The following is a 22,248-nucleotide window of genomic DNA, read 5'->3' on the forward strand; positions in this document are numbered from 1 at the left end:
ACCCTAGCTAATTAAGGCATCAAATGCTTTTGCTTTTTCTTCGACCTGATTAGCGTTATCGCCTGATTTATAAAGATCTTTACCAACTCCAATGCCATCTGCCCCGTCGTTTAACCAATGCTTAGCATTGCTGACGTTTATTCCACCAACGGCCATAAACATTACGTGTTTTGGCAACACAGCCTTCAAGGATTTGATATGAGTTGTTGAGTAGCTATGGCTTGGAAAAAGTTTTAACCACGTTGCACCTGACTGCACAGCAACAAATGCTTCAGTAGCCGTTGCGACACCAGGAACAAATAGTAGATTACTTTTACAGGCTAGTTTAATTATTTCGGGATCAGTATTTGGTGCTAGCGCAAAGTCAACACCAAGGCATAGCACATCGTTGAGCTGGGTTGTTGTAACAACTGTTCCAGCGCCAATAAAGCAATCTGCCGGCATAGCTGGTTTTAGTGTTTTAATACAGGCTAACGCCTGTGGATCAGTCAAAGGAACTTCAATAAACTTTATCCCTGCATCGTATAGGCTCTGGGCGACAGGAATCACTTCAGTTACAGATACACCACGCAAAATGGCGACGACTTTGCTCGCTGCTAATGCATTTGCAACCGAGACCCTATTCACCATATAACTCTTGGTGAATCATTGAAAAGCCTAGCACTGTCAGTTCATTGATAGAGCAAACATTTGCGCTAACATTTTCAATAGCAAATGCTGATTTATAACAATCCGCTAGATGGCTCGCACCAATAATTTCAACTTGTGTAAACGTATCAAATTGCCATTCATCAGCGTTAATTGCCGCTCTAATATCAGAGCCAATCAACAGACCGGATAAATAAGCAGGAGCCTCTTGAGCGGTAATTTCACTGAATAATTGCTTCGAACGAACAGTAAATAAACCATGGGTAAAGTTACCGGTGTTTGATTGCAAAGTGTAGCGAGCACCTTTATCAAAAACAGGTTGATTAAACTGTGATGACTTATCTTGGATTAAGATACTGTGATTGGACAAGATATCAAATAACTCACCTGTCATAGCCGATTTAAAGAGTGTGATATTGCCGTTTTGCACCAGCACCCATTTTGTATGAGTACCTGGTAAACACAACAAGTGCTCGCCAACTTTGTGACGACTATCACTTTCTAACCAGCCAAGTATCTGGATTTCTTCACTTCGCATCACATCCTGATTACCATCATGATGCTGACAACTTAACCCTGGCACAATGTACACTTGGTGGTGCTCAAAATTAAACTTTAGACTGTCATTTGCTAGCAAACTTGCTGAAGCCGGACAGGGTAAATAAGGTGCTTGATGCCAGCCAATGCTCGAACCTATTTGGCCAGCCATTAAGATAGGCAATTTTCCATACTGCCCTACCCAATCGAAAATACAACGAGATAATTCCTGTTCAAAACTATCTTCGACTTTACTCACGCCTGAGCCTTGTTTAAAACCAATAGCCGTTAGCGACAAATCATCGTTAACTTGACACAAGTGAGCTTTTAAATGACTTGTACCCCAATCAATGGCAATAACGTGAGTATGTTTAATCAAGAATGTTTTCCACCGTCAATGTGTAGTGCTTGACCTGTGATCATGGCACTATCATCACTTGCTAAAAATAGAACAAGTTTTGCGACCTCAGCAGGAGAAATTCGTTTTTTCAATGCTACTGAAGCCATCCACTTTTCTTCTTCTTCTTTTGTCAGCCAAGAAGCTAGCTGTTTATCTGTTGCTACCCATCCAGGCACTACCGCATTAACACGAATGTTAAACTCACCCACTTCTGCGGCTAACGATTTAGTCAATCCTAAAATGCCAGCTTTTGCGGTTGAATAAGCGGTTAAATTTTTTGCGCCGTGCAATGCATTTAACGAGCTAAAATTAATGACACTGCCTTTGCTTTTTAATTTCATGTATTGCAATACATGCTGTGTAGCAAAAAACACGGGGTCTAAATTTACCGACATATTATTTTGCCAGTCTGACGCACTCACTTCATTTACAGGCTGGCGCGCATCATTCGCTGCATTATTTATCAAACAATCAACGTTACCAAAATGCTCAACGGCTTCATCAATGGCGTTTTTAAGCTGTGAAATATCTGTTACGTCTACCGACTTAAACCAGACATCAACATGATGCTCTTGTTTAATCTGCGTCGCTAAACTTTCACCTTGCTCACGATTAATATCGATATAAGCGACGTGACAGCCTTGTTGAGCAAATGCCTCAACCATTGCCGCACCGATTCCAGTTGCGCCGCCCGTGATAAATACATGATTGTTTTTCAAGCTTGGGTAGCTTGTTGATGTAACTTCCATCAGATCCTCGTCATCAACGGTTACATATATGAAATTGTTGTTTTTACTGAGATTCCCACGGAATCAAACAAGAATCAACATTTTCAATACCCTAGCCACATGAATATTATTTATAATATAAAACAGATTAAAGTCAACCCTATTTCAATAATCACACAAAAAGTAAGTGCATAAAGCTAGCAACCTTTATTAACAACAGGTTAATATATTCAAATCAATACTTAAGCAGCATTTGGCCTATTGCTAAATTACGAAAATGTTTAGTATGATTTAAAAGATTAATATACGAGTGAAACAAGCATGAGAAGCAACCCGAAGCACAACTTAACCCATCAACTTACCCACGATTTAGGTATTGCTATCGTAAAGGGAGAGTACCCAATTGGCACTGGATTGCCGTCTGAAGCAGATTTATGCGTAAAGTATGAAGTAAGTCGAAGCGCTACGCGTGAAGCGGTTAAAATGCTATCTGCCAAAGGGCTTATTTCTTCACGTCCGAAACAAGGTATTCAAGTGCTTCCAGAAAGTAATTGGAACATGTTTGATACTGACGTACTCGGTTGGATATTAAACTCAAAACCTTCACTTGCATTATTGAAAGAATTTACACAAGTTCGCGCTGCTATTGAGCCGGAAGCTACTGCGTTGGCTGCGATGAATGCTAGCGATGAACAAATCGAGAACATCGAAAAAGCATTAGCGCGCATGCAAGATGCAGAAGAAGGTCTTGATGATCCCCTCGAAGCAGACATTGAATTTCACAATGCTGTTCTCATGGCGTGTGGAAACCGATTCTTAGCACAGTTGACTGACTTTATTAGTACCGCGTTGCGTGTAAGTATCCGCTATACAAATAAAATCAAAGGCGTATCGAATGCTGACGTTCAAAAGCATGCGGATATTTTAAACGCAGTAAAATCGAGAAACCCAGATATTGCCCGTGCTTCGGTTAAAACGATATTAGACGAAGCACTAGAGCTTATTGAATCTCAACTTCAGGAAAACTAAAGCGTTTTTGTCATAAAATACGAATTGGGATCATCGGTATAATCACCAAACGGTTGTGTTTGGTGAAAGCCGAACTTTTGATAAAGCCTTTTTGCCGGTAAAAAGCTAACTTGGCTTCCTGTTTCTAGGCTAACTTGCTCGATCCCCTGCCCCTTTGCCTCGTGTAGCACATAAGCAAGTAATTTAGCCGCTAACCCTTTTTTTGTGTGAGCTTGGCTCGTTTTCATCGACTTTAACTCAGCATGTCCTTTAGAAAACACGTTGAGCCCACAACAAGCAACAACTTGATTACCTGCTCGAACACTCCAAAACTCAACGCCACTTTGCTTAATATCGTCTGCAGTTAACGCATGTACGCTTTCTATTGGTGACTTAGTTAACATATCTAAATAATGCTCGTGCAATAAGCTGACAACTTGGCCATCCCTTAAGTCGTCTTTACCAATAACATATGTCACTACAACCATCTCCTTACACGAAGCAAATAGCTGCTATAACTCTCACCGAAAATTTTCCCAAGCGCCTGCTCTTCGGCAATGATTTGAAACTTATTCATGTAGAGCATAAAGGCAGGAATAAAAGCAATTAAGAAAGTATGACCAAGATACGTGGCTAAACTGCAGAGTAAAAAAACAAAGCCGACATACATAGGGTTGCGCGAAATCCTATAAACGCCAGTATCAACTAACTGTGAACTTGATTCTGGTGCCATTGGGTTAACTGTCGTTTGAGCTTTACGAAAAGCTAATACGCCGGCTAGACAAAAATAGGTCGCTAACAACAGCGTTACCGCTATGCCAACGACACGATATAGGGTCAACTCAATTGCACCACCAGCTAGAAAGCTAGTAGTTAACATCAATACTGCAACGATAATCACTAAAGCAACAGGTGGTATTTTTAGTGTTAAGAAATGTGGTTTCAAAGAAGCTCCTTTTGACTTTAATTGAAATAAAACAAACACATAAAACGAGAATGCTAACTTTCCATCGCAATATAACCAGGCAAACCTGCAATGCGAGTAAACCACTGACGGATATTGGGGTAATTAGCCAAGTCAAAACCACCTTGGTGAGCAACATGCGTGTAAGCATACAAAGAAAGGTCGGCGACCGTACAATGTTCACCCGCAATAAACGCAGTCTTCGCTAATTGATCTTCCATCACATCAAGCGCTTTGTAACCACCTTGATGCTTGGCGTTGTATTCAGCAACTTTATCATCAGGTAAGCCAAGATAGAGCTGTATGTAACGAGCCACCGCAATATAAGGCTCATGCGAGTATTGCTCGAAGAACTGCCATTGTTGTACTTTTGCTAATGATTTAGCGTCAACTGGCAAGTAATCACTAGATGCTGCCAAGTAATTTAAAATGGCATTAGACTCACTTAAACACCAGCCGTCGGCGTCAACTAACAAAGGGATTTTACCGTTAGGGTTCAACGCCAGAAACTCAGAGGTTTGGGTTTCTTTAGCTAATATATCAACATCTATCCATTGATAATCAAGCGCAAGTAGCTCACACAGTAATTGAATCTTATAACAGTTACCTGATCGTTTATCACCGTATAGTCGAATCATCCGCTTTAGTCCCTTTAATGTTAACGTTTTCTTGTTATAAATCATGCTTCTATTGCATGAGAGTATGATGAGCGTACAATAACGCCAAAGCCAGTTACCTTTTTACCATAGTCGATGGCAAAACCGAATAAGAAAGCCCCAGAAAAGTCAGTAGATATCTACTGTCAAAAGTGTCGACAACAACTTTTTCAATACAAAAAAGGCGGTAAAGGAGCACTGGTAAAATGCTTTAAAGAGCGCATTACCAAAGACTTTACTCAGGTAGAAGGCGTGTGCCCCAATTGTGAGACTCAATTTGCACGAGATACCCTAGTTCGTGGCACGCCTGCATTAAAAATTATTGGTAATAAAGCGTTTGCTAAATAGCAATCTTTGCGCTGTATCAAGAGAACAACAAATAAATACAACTAGGCTACAATCACATACGAGCGTCGCAATTGTCTGTGATAACATTCCGCTGTTTGAGCCTAACCCAACATCATTAAGGAGCTTGCATGCCTATCCACGAAATAAATCATCCTTTGGTTAAACATAAAATCAGTTTGATGCGTGCAGATAAGTTAAGCACTCGCGATTTTCGCCAACTTGCCGCAGAAGTTGGCAGCTTACTAACTTATGAAGCAACCAAAGAGCTTGAGCTAGAAAACTACACATTTCCTGGCTGGAATGGCGATATTGAAGGCCAGCGCATTAAAGGCAAAAAGGTTACGGTCGTGCCAATCCTACGTGCCGGTATTGGTATGCTTGACGGCGTTTTAGAGCTGATTCCAAGTGCTCGTGTCAGTGTTGTCGGTTTATATCGCGATGAAGAAACATTAGAACCCGTGACTTACTTCAAAAAGCTAACGTCAAATATTGACGATCGTTTAGCCATGGTTGTTGATCCTATGTTAGCAACAGGTGGCTCTATGGTAGCAACAATAGATATCTTAAAAGAAGCAGGCTGTACTAACATCAAAGCATTGGTGCTTGTAGCCGCGCCAGAAGGCTTGAAGAAGATGCAAGAAGCTCATCCTGATGTTGAAATTTATACGGCGGCAATTGACAGCCACCTAAATGAAAATGGCTACATCATTCCTGGTTTAGGTGATGCTGGCGATAAAATCTTCGGTACACAATAACCAATACCTATTTATCAAAAAGCCTAAGTTTCAACTTGGGCTTTTTATTGTCTCAACGTTAACTTTGTTACAGGCGAAGTATGTTTAACAAACAAGATATTAATCTAAAGAATGCCATTGCAGGCCTACAAATGCTGTTTGTCGCGTTTGGTGCATTAGTGCTAATGCCATTAATCACAGGTTTAGATCCAAGCGTTGCTCTTTTCACAGCGGGTATAGGAACCTTAGCATTTCATTTTATTACCAAGAATGCCGTACCTATATTTCTTGCTTCATCGTTCGCATTTGCCGCACCGATTACCTACTCGGTACAAACCTTTGGCTTACCGCAAACGATGGGAGCACTCTGTGCCGCTGGCGTCGTTTACATGCTATTAGCGATTACAGTCAAATTTAGAGGTACAGCATTTTTAGAGAGGCTATTACCGCCAGTGGTAGTTGCCCCCATCATCATGGTGATTGGTTTAAGTCTTGCACCTGTTGCCGTAAATATGGCGATGGGTAAAACTGGTGATGGCTCAGCCCAACTATTTCCCTATGAACAAGCCATCATAGTCTCAATGGTGTCGTTACTCACGACATTAGCGGTTGCTAGCTTGGGAAAAGGTATCTTTCGTTTGGTGCCGATTATCGCAGGTGTGATAGTTGGTTACATACTGGCATTTGCTATGGGCATGGTAAATACACAAGCAGTTGCAGAAGCAAATTGGTTTGCATTACCAAACTTCGTTGCACCTGAATTTAGCTTACCCGCCATTTTATTTATGTTGCCAGTAGCGATTGCTCCAGCAATAGAGCATGTCGGTGATTTACTCGCAATCAGTAACGTCACCAACAAAGATTACTTCAAAAAACCAGGGTTACATCGCACCTTATTTGGTGATGGTATTGCGACATCACTTGCATCAATGTTTGGTGGCCCACCTAACACCACCTACTCTGAAGTGACTGGCGCTGTAATGTTCACCAAAATGTTTAATCCAGTGATTATGATTTTCGCCGCGATTGCAGCTATTTGTTTAGCCTTTATTGGTAAGTTTGGTGTCAGTCTACAAACGATTCCGACACCAGTTATGGGCGGTATTCTAACGCTACTATTTGGCTCAATTGCCAGCGTCGGCATGAACTTGTTAGTCAAAGATAATGTTGATTTATCGATTCAACGTAATTTAATTATTGTTTCAACAACCCTAGTCTTTGGTATTGGCGGAATGATGGTTGGTAGTGGCGAGTGGGCATTACAAGGTATCAGCCTGTGCGGTGTTGTTGCCATTTTGTTGAATGTGGTTTTGCCTAAATCAGACGAAGAGACAAAAGCCTAAAAATGCAAAAGCCAAATGGTGTTCATACACTATTTGGCTTTTGATAATGATCTCTCTAGCTCGACTTGAAAGTCATCGCAATACAACATTTCACCCAGTTCTTCTTGCTCAATATGTGCAACAGCATCGTCTAGTATCCGATGAATCTCTGAGTAATCTTGGTCGCTGTGAACATTCCTAGCAAATTTATTTACCAGTTCATTCAAACGCTTATATGATGCTACATCCATAGCGCCTCCAAATAGTATGAAAAGCTTCTAGTAAGTGTAGTTCATATAGACCTATTTAGTAGTGAATTGCTTCCCGCTTTATTGTGAAGAGACCGTAATTTTTTTCGCTAACGACATCGCAAGGTTATTATCGTAATACGCCGCTTCATTAATGAAGTGTGGGTACGCTTCGTAATCACCTTCATAACAAATTTCACCACCATCAAATAACGTGAAAATTGGGTCACCTTTTACAATAGGTGTAAAGTCCTGATCTTGTACATTTTTATGCACCATACCAATGCGTTCACCGGCTTCATCTTCAGGTAATTTCAAGCTTTCAATATAACGATACGCGGTGTACGACTCAGGTAAATCTTCGACTTTCTGCTCGTTAAATAACACAACGAAATCCAAAATATGCTGAGTCATATTTTCCATGTGATCAAGTACGTCTTGGCGAATGACAGACTGCGGTTGCGGACCAATTTCAACAATAACGCCTTGGTTGGCTATAGAGGCTAAAAAGTAATGTTCATCAAGGCTTACTTGATCTTCAAAGACGATGACAGCTTCTGGCATTTTTGCCAATACATACGCCCCTAATTGACGATTAAATAAATCAGATTGAAGCAATATTAGCGTCGGTCCCATATTCGAGGTAGTGTTATGTAAATCAATAATGAAATCAGATTTAGCATCACCTTTGGGACCTAACTGCGCGTTAATGACCTTGGCTCGACTTTGTTCATAATTCGTCAATGTCTCATCAGCAAGATCACGTGCGATAAATTGCCTGTTTAAGTCACAATCAATGTAACGTTTGTTTTCTTCATGGGCTTTTGTATTTGCAAATACAGTATCTACCGACAATCCATTTCGAGCGAGTAATTCAGGGCGTTTCTGCCATTTTTTCAATAAATAGATTCCACTAAACTCATTTCCATGTGTACCACCAACAACGGCCACTTGCTCAATTTTTGCCATTAATAAAACCTCAATACGTTACGCTAATTACTTTCCTTGTAGTTTACGTGAATCTGTCTGCTTAACTAGTATTAGTTGTTATAAGGTAGCAAAAAAAGACAAAAAAAAGCGGTAGGGTTACTACCGCTAAAACATGAACCAGCCTGTGATCAAAAGCTTAGGTTCTAGGAGAAGGTTAAGCCGCTTGTTTCAATGGCTCAACATGTCGGGCTAAGTGAACGACTTTAGGTTTTCTTAGCCAGTCATAACCAAAGCCGAATAGGAAAATCGCAATCAATAAGTACAACGCTACATAGTCCTCTTCGACCTCTTGTGTTTGAACTTGCTCTTCAAGTTTTTGACCGCTAACTTGTTGAGTCTGCGGCGCGGCTTGCGCTTGAGCATTCGCGAGTGCATTAGCTAACGCTTGCGACAATGGTGTCATGCCAAAGCCCGCTGACGTTGCATCCATGTACTCATTAAACTTTTCGTTCTGTGACGCGACATCAAACTCGGCAGCAATCTCAGTGTATGTTTCCACCATTTTCTTCAGTGTTTCTTCATCAGCTTGCCAGTAGCCTTTGCGCACAGCTTCTAGCATTCGCTCTAAGATTTGAGCGAGGGATTCAGGATTTGCCTGCTTGAAGAATTCACGCATGTCCATTTGGTATTTATCTTCGACATAGACTTCGAAAAACTCCTGCCACTGATCATCACGAATAGCTTCTGGTGTCATAACCTCCCAGCCCCACATGTTATTCATGCGGTCTAAAATTGCGGTAGCACCAGCATAACCAGAGTCCTGCATTGCTTTTATCCAGCGAGGGTGGAAATAGCGAGAACGCATTTCTTGGTTAACAAACTCATCTAAGGTTTGGGTTTTAAGTTGATCTTTTTTACGTAAATTCGATACGTACATTTCAGGTGTTTTGCCATCTAAATGACGCACAGCTAAGCCAATTCCACCAAAATATTGGAACGGATCGTCATTGGTCATCAAGGCATAAAGGTTGGTTGAACGCGAGAAAATCACACCATCAGTACCTGATAATACTTTGTTGTATAAACCTTCACCGTCACCAAAGGTATCGCCAACATTTTCAGACCAACGTTTTTCATCATAACCGAACGCGTAGCCCATTCTGTCTAAGTAAAGATTTGCCAGTTTGTCGTCACTTTCCCATGTATCTGACGCCAATGAACTTGCGGCAAGACCAGTACCGTAATTGCCCGTTTCGTTAGAGAAAATACGAATAGATGACAGATAATTAGCATCTTCTTCTGACTTTCCTTTATCTAACAACTCCTGCTTCAACGCATTCGCATGCCGATAAACAAAGTTGTTTTCTTCCTTCATTTTCGCGACTTTATCAATCGCTTTTGCAAGCCATAACATCACGTTCGGGAAGGCATCACGGTATAAGCCAGTTGCAGAAATAACAACATCGATACGTGGACGCTTCAACTCACTCATTGGAATCACTTCAGTATCGACAACATTACCTTGTCTATTCCATTTAGGTTTTAAACCAAGTGCATGAAGGATCTGTGCTTCTAACGCGCCTTGATGACGCATGGTTTCAAGCGACCACAATGAAAATGCTAGTTTTTCTGGATACTTACCATGTTTTTCCACATAGGCATCAATGGTTTGATTCATTAACGTAACACCGGCATCGTAAGCTTCCTTCGATGGCACTTTTGCAGGGTTAAAACCAATTAAGTTACGACCCGTTGGCGCTGCATTTGGGTTGCGAATAGGGTCACCACCATAGCTCACTGGAATGTAATTAGCCTCAAGTGCCGACATTAAATTCGTTATTTCAGCGATACCTTGGAAGTTATCCCAGTATTCCTTCGCCAACGTTAAATCTTGCGTTAGTTGTTCATCTAAATCAGTCAAAGCTTCAGGTGTTTTAACGAATGTATTGATTAACTGAAAGCCATCTAACGCTTCAAGCTTTTTAACATTACGCTCGTCAAATTTTTCAGTATCAGCAATCGCTAAGCCGTGCTCAACTTCATAGGCGGCAGCACGTGTAGTAAAATCATCACCAAGCATTTGTAGCATGGTTGAATACAGGTGAGCTTCAACAGGTAATTTACCAAAAATGTGAATACCCAGTGGTTGGCTCATTTGCGCCAAAGCATTTAAGTGATCTTGAATTCGTGCAATTTGCGCATCAAAATCATTCGTTAGCTCTTGTTCGCTCATTGACAAGTCGTTCAACATATTGAGCTTAATTGCCATCGCGATAACTTCTGCTTTCGTGTTGGCTTTGGTTTGCCCCTCTTCAAGCATCATATAGTTGGCAATTTTTTCATTTAAATCTGCAACTTCAACATAAAGACCTGCTTTAGCAAAGCCTGGTGTTAAATGGCTGATCATTGTTGCACGACCACGACGTTTTGCCTGCATCGCTTCACCAACATTATCAATAATGTATGGGTAAAATACTGGCTTGTTACCAATGGCTAAGCTTGGCGCGTCGTAAACCGATAGACCACGCTCTTTACCTGTCAGCCACTCTTGCGAACCATGTGTACCTAAATGAATGTATGCGTCAGTGCCAAAAGTTTCACGAGCGAATAAATAGATTGCAAGGTAACTGTGGTTAATCGGAGTTTTTGTTGAATGATAGAGCGACGAATGCTCTTCTTGCGTTTCGCCACGCACACCTTGTGGTAAAACAATCATATTGCCTAAGTTCATTCTTGGGATAACGAATGCTTTGACTTGTTCACCGTTGATTGTTGCTTCACGCAACATACCGCTTTCTTCTGGGTTACCCCAGCGTTCAACAATTGGCGCAGTTACCGTTTCAGGTAACGCATTGAACCAAGAGAGGTAAGTTTCAAGTGGCATGTACTCCGCTAAATCTTGCTCAATAAGTGCTTCTGCATCTTCGCCACGGTAGTATGGACGTAACAACTTGCCAGCAGATTCAATTAAATACTCGCTACTTTTTACATCGATATTGTAGCCTTTATCCTTCATTGCTATTGCAATCTGCTCAATCGACGAAGGCACATCCAGAAATGCTGCGCCAATGTTTTTCTCACCCGGAGGGTAGTTCCAAATAAAGGTCGCTACTTTTTTATCGGCGTTGGCAATATGAGCCAAGTTAGCATGGTTGTATGCTCGCTCAACAAATGCATTTAATTGATAGTCGATAGCGACTTTAGCGCCCTTTTCATTAGCCGCGATAATAGTTGGATCCGCACTACCTGTATCTTCCGGCATAACAAGGAAAAATGGAGTAAGCGATGGTGAAATGCCAGCGTGGTCTTCTTCAAACTGTGCTTGGTCACCTTCTGTGTAGTTCAATGCGTGTAACACAGGAACACCGAGTTTTTCAAACTCACCACGACGTTTTTCTACGTAATGTAGTGAGCGATAATTCACTAACAAATCAACACGTGGCGTGCCGTCGTCGAGTGCCAGTAAATCGGTATAATTTAACGCTTCGTCATTACCTTCAAAGAAGAAACCGAATGCTTTACCGCCTTTGTCTTCAATACCTTTTATCATGGCATCAACAATTTGTTGCTGTTCATAGTCAACAACACTTCGGTGCATCCCTATAGCAATAACAACTTGTTTTTCTTGCGGTGCGAGGAAGTCAAAAAAAGCGTCTTCATCCGCCGTTACTTGGCCTTCAAATTGACTATGATATAAGCCAACGTTAGGCACAATAAATGGAGGTTGTGCTTCTGTTTTTGCAAGCGATAAAATTTCATCCGAGACTAAATACATCATTTGCTGATAGTTATAACGACCAGCATTTTTGTAGTACTGGCCTATCAACTGATGGTTCTCTTCACTCAGCCCTTGGTTCATTTTTTCATTGGCTAAGTCGCCCAAGGATACAACGGGTACATTAGGGAATTTAGGTAGCATCGGCTCGTATTTAGCAAACATAAATTTGCTCAACGCAGGATTAATCCCATCCATTAGGATAAGCGATGCCTCACTCCAATCCTTATTTAACTGATCGTCATCTTTGCCTTTAGTTGAATAAACCACCAACTCAAAAGGCTGGTCTTTCGCTAAACTTTTGAGTAACTCACCTTTTGGTTTTGAAGCATGAGAAGACATCATAAGTAAAACTTGTGGTTTAACGTCAGTCACTTCATCTGCCTGCGCATAATTCACCATGAGCATTGCCCAAAACGTGGCAAAAATCAGTGCGAGACTCGTCAAAACGGTAACCAAATATGGCGTTGCATTAACTAATGCCGTTGATAACTTTTCTTTAATCACTTTCAACATGATTATTTCCCTTCACTTGCTTGCGAATCATCCGCACCCTGCTCATTCTCAGGGACATAAACAAAACTACCGTCTGCCATTTTGTAGGCCACACCTGCACGCATACCTTCACCAGTTCCAATTTCACCTGTTGATTTGTACTGCTTGATTTCCTTACCTTTTTTAACAATTACTTCCATGTTCGGTTTACCCGCGTTTTTCACCACGGTGACATCGTCATCATTGAATACATTTAATGGGTTCTGCGCTAATGCAATCATCAGTGCGGCAATAATCACCAAGAAAACATCAACGAGGTTTACCGCACTCACAATCGGGTTTAATTCTTCATCGTCATCTAAAAAACGCACAATTAAGCCTCTTTTAACTTACGAATGTTGATCAATTCATTAGCGCACCAGCGCTTTTTAACTGACGCTGGCCAGAAAGTAATTGAAGAAATAACGAGGCCCCAAATAACGGCTGCGAAGGCAATAATTAAGTTTTCACTAATGCCTTGTATATTTCCATCAGCCAGAGCTTGTAGCGCCGGCCCCATCGGAATCATGGTTGCAATAAGCCCTAACATTGGCGCAACGCGTGTCACAATTCTTAGTGTTTCAAGTTCTTTTAATGCGACAACTTCAAGCTCGTCTTCGCTTGCTTGCGGGTTATTAATGAAATAATTATGAATTGGAAATCCTTTAATTGTGCTAGCTTCCAGGCTTGTAATTTGGCGCACATAGTCAATTCGATTTTTACGACGTGTCACTAATTGAGCGACAAAGCGGCCGGCAGCAAATAGCGCGTAAATCATTAGTAGGACAATTAGAATTAACACAGGTGTCATTAACATTGTTGACACTTGCGACATACTTAATTCAATCATTTCAATAGTCATTTTTGTTGTTATCTCCAAACACTAAAAACCAAAGTTGGTACATTTCATTTGCCAGCATTCTATAGAAAGAAAAAAACAATTACAACAAATGATAATTATTCTCATTTGTGTTTACATTTGAATTTCGATCGGTTATGTTGAAAAAAGACGTTAAGCCAAGCGCTTAAAAAACAAACATTTTTGAACAAGTAAAATACGTATAGGATTTAAAGACTCATGGTTAAGCACCATTTATCAGCAATTAGCGTGGCAATCGCAGCATCATTCGCCACTGGTTTAACACACGCAGACGAAGCACCCGCTGTTGTTTTAGAAAACATGGAAACAATTACTGTTTCTAGCAAGCGTGTAGAAAAACCATTAAAAGATGTTGCTGGTAGTATTTCAGTGATCAGTGCTGACGAAATTGAAAAGCAAGCAGTTACTGACATGAGTCAATTATTCAAATATGACCCGAGTGTTGAAGTAACAGGCGACACAGGCCAAGCACAAAATATTGTTGTTCGTGGTATGGGTGGCGATCGTGTATTGCTGATTAAAGACGGTATGCGCATGAACGAAGGCTACGGCGCAAATGGCTTAAACGACATTGTTGGCCGTGGTTTTATCGACACAGACACAGTGAAACAAGTAGAAGTTGCTAAAGGTGCTGCTTCTTCTTTATATGGTTCTGACGCACTAGGCGGTATTGTTGTATTCACAACAAAAGATGCAAGCGATTACCTTGAAGAAGGTGAAAACGTTGCAGGTAAAGTCAAGTTTGGTTACAACTCAATTAGCCAGCAATACAGCGGTGGCGCAACATTAGCACTTAAAACAGGTGACCTAGAGCACCTATTCAGTGTAACGAAACGCGCGGGTGAAGAGCAGCAAAACTACAATGAAACAGAGCCAGCATTAGACATTGATTCAGAATCAATTCTTTATAAAGGCAAATACAACTTAAACGACACTGACTACATCAGCTTTAGCGCTGATCTATGGAAGCAAGACGTAAAGGGTGACTACGCATACGGCCTATTAGAATACTTCCGTGACTTAAATGGTTACACGGTGATTGATGAAAATAGTACAAGTGAGCAAGACAATAAGTCATTCCAGCTACGCTACTTCTCAGAAACAGCGACACCAATTTATGATGTATTAAACGTTTCTATTTACAAAAACGAGACTGAACAAACTGACATTGAGTATGGTCAACTCGACATTAACGCGAACTTTGGTTTCCCATTAATTGAAATTCGTGACATGTGGAAAACATCAGTTTACACGCAAGATACAATCGGTTTCTTATCGAACGCGAGTTTAAAACTTAATGACCAACATACACTTGGTTACGGTTTAGACATTGAAAACTCAGAATCAACACGTACAGAAGTAAAACTATACGAAGTTGAAGGTGTAGCTAAACCAGGTTACCCACAAGAGTCAGCTAAATTTCCAAAAACAGAAGTAAAGCGCGCAGGTATTTTCATTAATGACGAAATTACCCTATTAGATGGCGACTTAACGGTAACACCAGGTGCTCGTTTCGACCAATACGATATGACAGCAAACGGTGCGTTAAAAGAAGACGGCACAGCATACAACGACTTTGATGAAAGTAATGTATCACTAAACATTGGTGCGCTTTACAAAGTTTCAGACTCGATCGCAGCATTTGCTCAGTATGGGCAAGGCTTTAAAGTTCCGGCGTACGACCTAGCTTACATTGACCACGATAACTCATTATACGGCTACAAAATTGTACCAAGTGATGATTTATCACCAGAAGAAAGTGACACGTTTGAGATCGGTGTTCGTGGCCACGCTGGTGACGTTTTCTTCAGTGGTGCCGTGTACTACAGCGAGTACGACAACTTCTTATCAACAGAATTAGTTGATATTGAAACCAGCGTAAATCCTTGGACGGGCCAACCGTCAGACGTATTAGTTTACCAATACCGCAACATTAGCGCGGTAACGATTAAAGGGATTGAAGCGTCGGTTCGTTACCACATTAACGACGAAGTTGCAGTATACGCTAATGCAGCATACAACGAAGGTGAAGACGACGAAACAGGTGACTACTTAACTACATTAACACCACTTTCAGGTGTTTTAGGATTAAGTTACACACTTGAAAGCTTAACAGCTGACGTTGTGCTTAACTGGGCTGACGACATGAAAAAAGCCAACGACGGCGAATTCAAAGCAGCCGGTTACGGTTCGGTAGATGTCATGGTGAGCTACGACGTGAATGACGACTGGCGCTTCAACGTTGCAGTAAATAACTTATTCGACAAAGAATACATTCGCCAAATTGGCGTAGGCGGTCACGCAAGTGACTCAACATTAGAAGGTTTAACTGAAGCTGGCCGCACAATTGCAGCAAACGTTAGCTACCAGTTCTAACCACTAAGTTAACTTCTCCAAGCAGGTTCAGTTTGTAAGAATAACAAGGCAACTCCAGGCACGCCTACGTTATTGACTCCTTACAAACTGAGCCACCCCCTATTCTTTCTCATCGCAGCCACACAACAAACGCCCTTTTTCATCAAAAACATTGCGATAATTTTGTTGATCACATGTCATTTTAATATTGAGGCAACTAGCCCCGCTATGAGGGTATTCAGAGTAGTCGACAACCACCTGCACTGTCTTTTGGTCCTCTACACCGAAAAACTCTTTGGTAGATGAGCAACCCGTTGATAACGCCATACTCGCGAATAAACACGAACATAGAAGGTGCTTTTTTAATAGTTTCATATGTACACTTCAAAGTAGGTAAATTGGGAATTATTGTTTTTTTATTTTAATTTATACTCTTTACACTATCGTTACGCTCAACATACCGCAAATAAATTTTGGACATGTCATAGAATCAATTCAATATGATAAGATAGTCTACAACCTACAGTACAAAATGATAAAGAATGACGAAGTTAAATACCTACCTTGTTGGTGGCGCAGTACGCGATGAATTACTTGGCCGTAAGGTTATTGAACGCGATTATGTTGTTGTGGGTGCAACCACAGAACAAATGCTAACACTAGGATTCGAACCTGTAGGTAAAGACTTTCCCGTATTTTTACACCCTAAAACAAAAGAAGAATACGCCCTTGCTCGCACCGAAAAAAAGCAAGGCCACGGTTATCAGGGCTTTGTGTGCTATGCCTCACCTGACGTTACCCTTGTTGATGACTTAAAGCGTAGAGACCTAACCGTAAATGCCATGGCAAAAGCCTCAACGGGTGAAATTATTGACCCATACAACGGCCAGCAAGATCTTGAAAACAAAGTACTTCGTCATGTCAGCAACGCATTTGTTGAAGACCCACTTCGCGTGCTACGTGTTGCACGTTTTGCTGCCCGCTACTTTGAGTACGGCTTTACCGTTGCACCAGAAACGATGGCTCTCATGGCCGATATTGTTGAGCAAGACGAGTTAGAGAACCTGTCAGCTGAGCGTATATTCAAAGAGTTTGACCGTTCACTTGCGGAAGATCACCCAGAAGTGTTTATTCAAGTACTCAAAGACTGTGGCGCACTTAAACGTATTTGGCCAAGTTTAGACGTACTTTGGGGCATTCCCAACCCAGCCAAATGGCACCCAGAAATTTGCTCGGGTATTCACACCATGATGGTACTGCAACGCGCTGTACAACTTAGCGATAAACCCGAAGTCAGGTTTGCCGCGTTATGCCATGATCTAGGCAAAGGACTAACCGACGAAGCAAAATGGCCTAGCCACCACGGCCACGAAAGCGCCGGCTTGCCACTAGTAAAAGAGATATGCAAAAAACTCAAAGTTCCTAAAAGCTATGAGTTACTTGCCCTACAAGTATGCCAATTTCACTTACATTGCCACAAAGCGTTTGAGTTAAACCCTAAAACCATTTTAAAGGTGTTTAACAGCATTGACGTTTGGCGAAAACCTGAAAACTTCGACGACTTTTTAATCGCCAATAAAGCCGACTTTCAAGGCAGAACAGGCTTTGAAAACCGCGATTACCCACAAGCCGACTACCTAAAAGCCTGCTTTATCGCCTGCCAGCAAGTCACCGCAAAACCATTTGTTGAACAAGGGCTGAAAGGCAAAGACATTAAAGATGCGATGAATGCGAAGAAGGTAGAGGTGATTAGCCAAACTAAAAACAAAAATAAGGATATATAACAACGACTTAAAATATATTGTCATATTTATCTCAATTTCTTTACAAAACCATTTGATATTGTCTATTTTTTAAACTAATTTTTAGTCATCAGATATTCAAAGGACTGAATATGAGTTTATTTAGGCAAGAAGCCATAAATCATCAGCGTGAACGCTTAACTGGCGAAATTTGTCTCGCTCAGCCGCTTTCAATTAAGCTTACTGTCTCGTTACTTCTAACGTTAGCAGTCGCCATTGTTTTATTTTTATTTACTTCTGAATATTCTCGTAAGGAAACCGTTCGAGGCTTTTTAATGCCGGATAAAGGTGTAATAAAGAGCTTTGCTCACCAAGGTGGAACAATTGAAAAAATATGGGTGAGTGAAGGTAAGTTCATTAGTAAGGGAGAGCCAGTTGCTACTTTAGTGATTCACCGAAATAGTCATGAAGGTGTTGCCCTGATAACTCAATTAACATCACAATTAACAGAGCAAATACAGTTAATTTCCAATGAAATTTCTCATAATCAACAACTTGAGCATACTGAGAACGAAAACTTAGTAAATCGAAAAAGTGCTTTAAATAATGAAAAGCTTTCTTTGGCTAAACAAAAGTCACTTTCGCAAGAAAAATTAGATCTTCTGACTAATCAACTTGTTGACATCGAGTCATTAAAGAAAGATGGATTTGTTTCAACAATTGACGTAGAGCGTCATAAACAGTCACTCCTTGATGCGCAGCAAGAAAAACATCAAATAGATAGATTATTGCTACAGCTTAAAAATCAATTAGCTCAAATCGACTTCGAATTAGTCAATTTACCGCGACAATATCAATTAAGAATTAATAACCTATTGCGCCAAAGATCGGATATTGAGAATCAACTTACTCAAGTGAAAGGTAGCTACAAATATACGGTTAATGCCAGTCACTCGGGGCTCATTACTGGAATACAAGTTGTAGAGGGTGAGACGTTATCACAATCAGTAGCTCAAACAAGGCCTTTAGCTCATATTTTACCAGAAGATTCAGAGTTGATTGCTGAACTACTCCTGCCGACACGATCAGCGGGATTTATCGAAATAGGACAGAACACGAGGTTACGATTTGATGCATTTCCCTATCAAAGATTTGGTTACATCGAGAGTGAAATAATTCGAGTAGACCGTGCTCTTGTATCGCCTAATGAAGTATCACTGCCGATTGCATTGAGTGAGCCTGTATACCGCTTACGAGCAAAATTGGACCAACAAAAAATTAAAGCCTATGGCCAATCCTTTAATCTTAAAAGTGGCATGTTGTTTCACGCAGATATCATGTTAGAGAAGCGCTCTCTAATCGAGTGGTTATTTGAGCCTATTTTAAGCCTAAAAGGGAGAATCAGCTAAAACTGTTTCTGTATGCATAGTACCCCTATGCATTATGAAGAGAGCGGCTCGCTTTAGTATTTTTAGCGATAGCACTAAAGCGAACTATATTAACCGCTAATCCACAAAAAGGAATTAGCATTTAACGACTCGACACTAGCGAATAAAAGTGTCGAATACAAGGAGAAAGTTATGCGTGAAATAAGCATAAATGAAGTACAAGAAGTGAATGGTGGAATTATTTGGGGGGTTGCTTGGACTACAGTGGGAGCAACATTTGCAGCTACAGATGCGAGTCTGAATATTAAAAGAGGATTTGAAAAAGGGTTTGAATCAAAAAAAGAAGAATTAAAAGATAAAAACGGGTGGAACTAAAATGAAAGAGCTCAGTAAATTAGAATGCTTGAATGTTTCAGGCGGCGGTGCATGGGATGACTTTTGGGAGTCAGTGGGCGAGTATGTCGGTGAGTTCATAGCTGAACAAGCCTACAGCGCCGAGTCGAAAAAATTGTGGGATATTGGCAATGGCGGTGATCTTGAAGGTTTCTTAGATAGTCAAAATGACCCTCTCCTCTAAATTAAACACGCGGAAACATAGTTTCCGCGTTTATTCTAGGATTTGAAATGATAAAAAAAATATTTGTCAGCACATTGCAGTATTTCGGAGTATATGTTGCTTATTGCAACGTTGCTTCTATTATCGCAACGAAAGATGTTACATGGTCGATTGACGCAAACCTATTACCTTTTTTTGCAATTCTAGCTTGGTTCAACATTATGGTAGAAAAAGAATCGAAAACAACAAAATAATACTGTTAGTAACAGATTCTGGTCAAAGAAAGTAGGAAAACAGATGAAGCAAGAGTTAAACTTTGCGATGCTTAAAAGTGTTCCTTTACTTTTGCAGAGAGAAATATCTGAATGCGGTCTTGCTTGCATAGCAATGGTGGCTTGCTATCACGGCCATGAAATTGATTTAAAAGCAATTAGAAACCAATACTCTGCCGATATACAGGGCATGAATCTGAAACAAGTTATTGAAATTTCTGATTCTCTCGGCCTTGCGTCACGAGCTCTAAAATGCTCTATGAGTGAAGTTCACAAACTACAAAAACCGAGTATTCTTCATTGGGATATGAATCACTTTGTAGTTCTAACAAAAGTTTCAGGTAGAGGGGCAAAAACTAAGTTTTATATCAATGATCCTGCCGTTGGAAAAAGAGTAATTGATACTAAAGACTTTAGTAAACACTATACAGGAATTTGTCTAGAGCTCACACCAACCAATAAGTTCGTTAAAAAGACAGAAAAGTCTCGAATGAAGTTATCTCAACTATGGAGTTCTATGACGGGGTTAAGGTCAGGTCTCCTCAAGCTCTTGGCGCTTTCTTTCGTCTTACAAATGTTTACATTGATGTCCCCTTATTACATGCAATGGGTAGTTGATGAAGTTCTAATTAGTTTTGACGAATCTCTTCTAGTTGTCCTGGCATTGGGCTTTGCATTTATATCTGTAATATCAACAGCTACCAATGCTGTGCGAAGCTGGCTAATTTTGCGGGTATCCAGCCTTCTTAATATGCAAATGGGAAACAATTTGTTCAGGCATTTATTACGCCTTCCTATAAATTACTTTGAATCACGACACATTGGAGATATTGTTTCGCGTTTTGGCTCTTTATCTCAAATTCGTGAACGAATAACCACGGGAATTGTTGAAACAATTATTGACGGAGTAATGGCAATTACAGTTTTAATTATGATGTCCCTCTACTCATTTAAACTTACACTAATTGTAGTGTCAGCTTTAGCGCTTTATATAACCGTTAGGATGACATTATATAGTCCACTCCACCATGCAACGGAAGAGTTAATTCAGAGCTCAGCCAAGGAGCAATCTAACTTTTTAGAGAGTATTCGAGGAATCCAAACGATAAAATTATTTGGTAATGAATCACAGCGACAAGGAGTTTGGCAAAACCGATACGCAGAAGTTATTAACTCAGGTATTATTTTAGGCCGCCTGAATATTGGTTTTGATTCATTCAAAAAGCTATTATTTGGGTTAGAGAATGTAATAGTCATTTACCAAGCAGCGCTAATTGTAATAGCTAATCAATTAACTATTGGTATGGTGCTCGCTTTTATTGCATATAAAAGCCAATTGACCACTCGATTCGCTAATTTAATTGAGCAAATTATTCAATTTAAAATGATGCGCTTACACTTAGATAGAATTTCAGATATTGCACTGGCTAACCAAGAAGCTCACTTAGAAGGTCAAGTAGGAATTTCTAAAGCCAAAGGACACCTGGAACTAGAAAACATTTCGTTTCGTTATGGAGATGAGCAACCTTATGTTATTGAAAACATAACTTTAACGATACCCCCTGGTGACTCAATTGCGATAACAGGTTCGTCGGGTGCTGGAAAAACCACGTTAATGAAGATTATGCTCGGCTTACTACAGCCAACATCTGGTAAGATCATGTTAGATGGCATAAACATAAATCACTTTGGTTTAAAACACTACCGCAAAACAATTGGAGCCGTCATGCAAGATGACACGCTTCTTGCAGGTTCAATTTCCGACAACATTAGCTTTTTTGATCCACAACCTAATTATTTAAAAATAGAGAAGTGTGCCCACTTAGCCGCAATACACGATGATATTTCAAAAATGACAATGGGGTATAATTCATTAGTAGGTGACATGGGTTCTAATTTATCCGGCGGTCAAGTGCAGAGGTTGTTATTAGCTCGTGCTCTCTATCAGTCTCCATGTGTATTGTTTATGGATGAAGCAACTAGCCATTTAGATAAAACCAATGAGGCGAAAATCAGTGAGCAAATCCAGCAATTACCAATCACTCGCATAATGATTGCCCATAGGCAAGAAACCATAAATATGGCAGATAAAGTATATAAACTAACAAATAAACAACTGTTACAAGTAAATCCGCCAAAGCCAAGCAATGCGATTCAATAGCGCATATTGAAAATAATGATGCTCATTGGCTCAACTCCCACTGCATCAACCTCAAAAAATAT

The 22,248-nt window shown here is 40.5% G+C and carries 22 protein-coding genes; 10 read left to right on the forward strand and 12 right to left on the reverse strand.

What is annotated here, in order from left to right; all coding sequences use genetic code 11:
- Positions 1 to 3: 3 nt before the first annotated feature.
- The 3 genes from QQK05_RS10300 to QQK05_RS10310 are packed head-to-tail and all read right to left on the reverse strand — an operon-like array spanning position 4 to position 2,334.
- Positions 4 to 630: a bifunctional 4-hydroxy-2-oxoglutarate aldolase/2-dehydro-3-deoxy-phosphogluconate aldolase gene (locus QQK05_RS10300; RefSeq protein WP_284298260.1), complete on the reverse strand. Its 627-nt coding sequence runs from the start codon at positions 628 to 630 to the stop codon at positions 4 to 6.
- Positions 620 to 1,564, reverse strand: a complete 945-nt coding sequence (locus QQK05_RS10305; RefSeq protein ID WP_284298262.1) for a 2-dehydro-3-deoxygalactonokinase — start codon at positions 1,562 to 1,564, stop codon at positions 620 to 622. The genes QQK05_RS10300 and QQK05_RS10305 overlap by 11 nt, the downstream gene beginning before the upstream one ends.
- Entirely contained in the window at positions 1,561 to 2,334 is a 774-nt protein-coding gene (locus QQK05_RS10310) for an SDR family NAD(P)-dependent oxidoreductase (protein WP_284298264.1), read from the reverse strand. Before QQK05_RS10310 ends, QQK05_RS10305 begins: the two co-directional genes overlap by 4 nt.
- A 300-nt stretch (positions 2,335 to 2,634) precedes the next feature.
- Here QQK05_RS10310 and QQK05_RS10315 point away from each other — a divergent pair, with 300 nt between their 5' ends.
- Entirely contained in the window at positions 2,635 to 3,342 is a 708-nt protein-coding gene (locus tag QQK05_RS10315; RefSeq protein ID WP_284298265.1) for a FadR/GntR family transcriptional regulator, read from the forward strand.
- Here QQK05_RS10315 and QQK05_RS10320 read toward each other — a convergent pair.
- The 3 genes from QQK05_RS10320 to QQK05_RS10330 are packed head-to-tail and all read right to left on the reverse strand — an operon-like array spanning position 3,339 to position 4,920.
- The gene (locus tag QQK05_RS10320) at positions 3,339 to 3,800 is read right to left on the reverse strand and encodes a GNAT family N-acetyltransferase (RefSeq protein WP_284298267.1); all 462 of its coding nucleotides are present in this window, start codon (positions 3,798 to 3,800) and stop codon (positions 3,339 to 3,341) included. The genes QQK05_RS10315 and QQK05_RS10320 overlap by 4 nt on opposite strands.
- Entirely contained in the window at positions 3,800 to 4,267 is a 468-nt protein-coding gene (locus QQK05_RS10325) for a methyltransferase family protein (RefSeq protein WP_284298269.1), read from the reverse strand. Before QQK05_RS10325 ends, QQK05_RS10320 begins: the two co-directional genes overlap by 1 nt.
- Positions 4,268 to 4,320: 53 nt before the next feature.
- Positions 4,321 to 4,920: a glutathione S-transferase family protein gene (locus tag QQK05_RS10330; RefSeq protein WP_284298637.1), complete on the reverse strand. Its 600-nt coding sequence runs from the start codon at positions 4,918 to 4,920 to the stop codon at positions 4,321 to 4,323.
- Positions 4,921 to 5,037: 117 nt separating this feature from the next.
- Between QQK05_RS10330 and QQK05_RS10335 the strand changes: the two genes are divergently transcribed.
- The 3 genes from QQK05_RS10335 to QQK05_RS10345 all read left to right on the forward strand — a co-directional run bounded on the left by QQK05_RS10335 (position 5,038) and on the right by QQK05_RS10345 (position 7,366).
- Positions 5,038 to 5,289 carry a hypothetical protein gene (locus QQK05_RS10335; protein WP_284298271.1) on the forward strand — a complete coding sequence of 84 codons (252 nt, stop codon included), beginning with the start codon at positions 5,038 to 5,040 and terminating at the stop codon, positions 5,287 to 5,289.
- Positions 5,290 to 5,417: 128 nt separating this feature from the next.
- Entirely contained in the window at positions 5,418 to 6,044 is a 627-nt protein-coding gene (gene upp / locus QQK05_RS10340) for a uracil phosphoribosyltransferase (RefSeq protein WP_284298273.1), read from the forward strand.
- A gap of 80 nt (positions 6,045 to 6,124) precedes the next feature.
- Entirely contained in the window at positions 6,125 to 7,366 is a 1,242-nt protein-coding gene (locus QQK05_RS10345) for a uracil-xanthine permease family protein (protein ID WP_284298275.1), read from the forward strand.
- 29 nt (positions 7,367 to 7,395) lie between these two features.
- Here the strand turns inward: QQK05_RS10345 and QQK05_RS10350 are convergent, their stop codons facing one another.
- The 5 genes from QQK05_RS10350 to QQK05_RS10370 all read right to left on the reverse strand — a co-directional run bounded on the left by QQK05_RS10350 (position 7,396) and on the right by QQK05_RS10370 (position 13,694).
- Positions 7,396 to 7,596, reverse strand: a complete 201-nt coding sequence (locus QQK05_RS10350) for a hypothetical protein (RefSeq protein WP_284298277.1) — start codon at positions 7,594 to 7,596, stop codon at positions 7,396 to 7,398.
- 78 nt (positions 7,597 to 7,674) lie between these two features.
- On the reverse strand, positions 7,675 to 8,562 hold the full coding sequence (locus tag QQK05_RS10355; protein WP_284298279.1) for an aspartoacylase: 888 nt from the start codon (positions 8,560 to 8,562) through the stop codon (positions 7,675 to 7,677).
- Positions 8,563 to 8,737: 175 nt separating this feature from the next.
- Complete coding sequence (locus QQK05_RS10360; RefSeq protein WP_284298281.1) at positions 8,738 to 12,814, reverse strand: cobaltochelatase subunit CobN; 4,077 nt, start codon at positions 12,812 to 12,814, stop codon at positions 8,738 to 8,740.
- 2 nt (positions 12,815 to 12,816) lie between these two features.
- A complete protein-coding gene (locus tag QQK05_RS10365; RefSeq protein ID WP_284298282.1) occupies positions 12,817 to 13,164 on the reverse strand; it encodes a DUF2149 domain-containing protein in 348 nt (115 codons plus the stop codon).
- A gap of 2 nt (positions 13,165 to 13,166) precedes the next feature.
- A complete protein-coding gene (locus tag QQK05_RS10370; RefSeq protein ID WP_284298284.1) occupies positions 13,167 to 13,694 on the reverse strand; it encodes a MotA/TolQ/ExbB proton channel family protein in 528 nt (175 codons plus the stop codon).
- A gap of 216 nt (positions 13,695 to 13,910) precedes the next feature.
- On the opposite strand from QQK05_RS10370, the gene QQK05_RS10375 reads away from it, so the two are divergent.
- Positions 13,911 to 16,088 carry a TonB-dependent hemoglobin/transferrin/lactoferrin family receptor gene (locus tag QQK05_RS10375; RefSeq protein ID WP_284298286.1) on the forward strand — a complete coding sequence of 726 codons (2,178 nt, stop codon included), beginning with the start codon at positions 13,911 to 13,913 and terminating at the stop codon, positions 16,086 to 16,088.
- Between the two features lie 99 nt (positions 16,089 to 16,187).
- Here the strand turns inward: QQK05_RS10375 and QQK05_RS10380 are convergent, their stop codons facing one another.
- Positions 16,188 to 16,442, reverse strand: coding sequence for a hypothetical protein (locus tag QQK05_RS10380; RefSeq protein ID WP_284298288.1), 255 nt, complete (start codon positions 16,440 to 16,442; stop codon positions 16,188 to 16,190).
- Positions 16,443 to 16,609: 167 nt separating this feature from the next.
- Here QQK05_RS10380 and QQK05_RS10385 point away from each other — a divergent pair, with 167 nt between their 5' ends.
- The 5 genes from QQK05_RS10385 (at position 16,610) to QQK05_RS10405 (ending at position 22,186) form a co-directional block, all read left to right on the forward strand.
- Positions 16,610 to 17,851 (forward strand): multifunctional CCA addition/repair protein, encoded by a 1,242-nt coding sequence (locus tag QQK05_RS10385; RefSeq protein ID WP_284298290.1) that lies wholly within the window; start codon positions 16,610 to 16,612, stop codon positions 17,849 to 17,851.
- A gap of 110 nt (positions 17,852 to 17,961) precedes the next feature.
- Positions 17,962 to 19,218 carry an HlyD family efflux transporter periplasmic adaptor subunit gene (locus QQK05_RS10390; protein WP_284298292.1) on the forward strand — a complete coding sequence of 419 codons (1,257 nt, stop codon included), beginning with the start codon at positions 17,962 to 17,964 and terminating at the stop codon, positions 19,216 to 19,218.
- A gap of 171 nt (positions 19,219 to 19,389) precedes the next feature.
- Positions 19,390 to 19,572: a hypothetical protein gene (locus QQK05_RS10395; RefSeq protein WP_284298294.1), complete on the forward strand. Its 183-nt coding sequence runs from the start codon at positions 19,390 to 19,392 to the stop codon at positions 19,570 to 19,572.
- A gap of 1 nt (position 19,573) precedes the next feature.
- Positions 19,574 to 19,774: a hypothetical protein gene (locus tag QQK05_RS10400; RefSeq protein WP_284298296.1), complete on the forward strand. Its 201-nt coding sequence runs from the start codon at positions 19,574 to 19,576 to the stop codon at positions 19,772 to 19,774.
- A gap of 276 nt (positions 19,775 to 20,050) precedes the next feature.
- The gene (locus QQK05_RS10405) at positions 20,051 to 22,186 is read left to right on the forward strand and encodes a peptidase domain-containing ABC transporter (protein WP_284298298.1); all 2,136 of its coding nucleotides are present in this window, start codon (positions 20,051 to 20,053) and stop codon (positions 22,184 to 22,186) included.
- Positions 22,187 to 22,248 lie beyond the last annotated feature (62 nt).

Source organism: Thalassotalea loyana (assembly GCF_030161435.1).
Taxonomy (GTDB): Bacteria; Pseudomonadota; Gammaproteobacteria; order Enterobacterales; family Alteromonadaceae; genus Thalassotalea_G; species Thalassotalea_G loyana.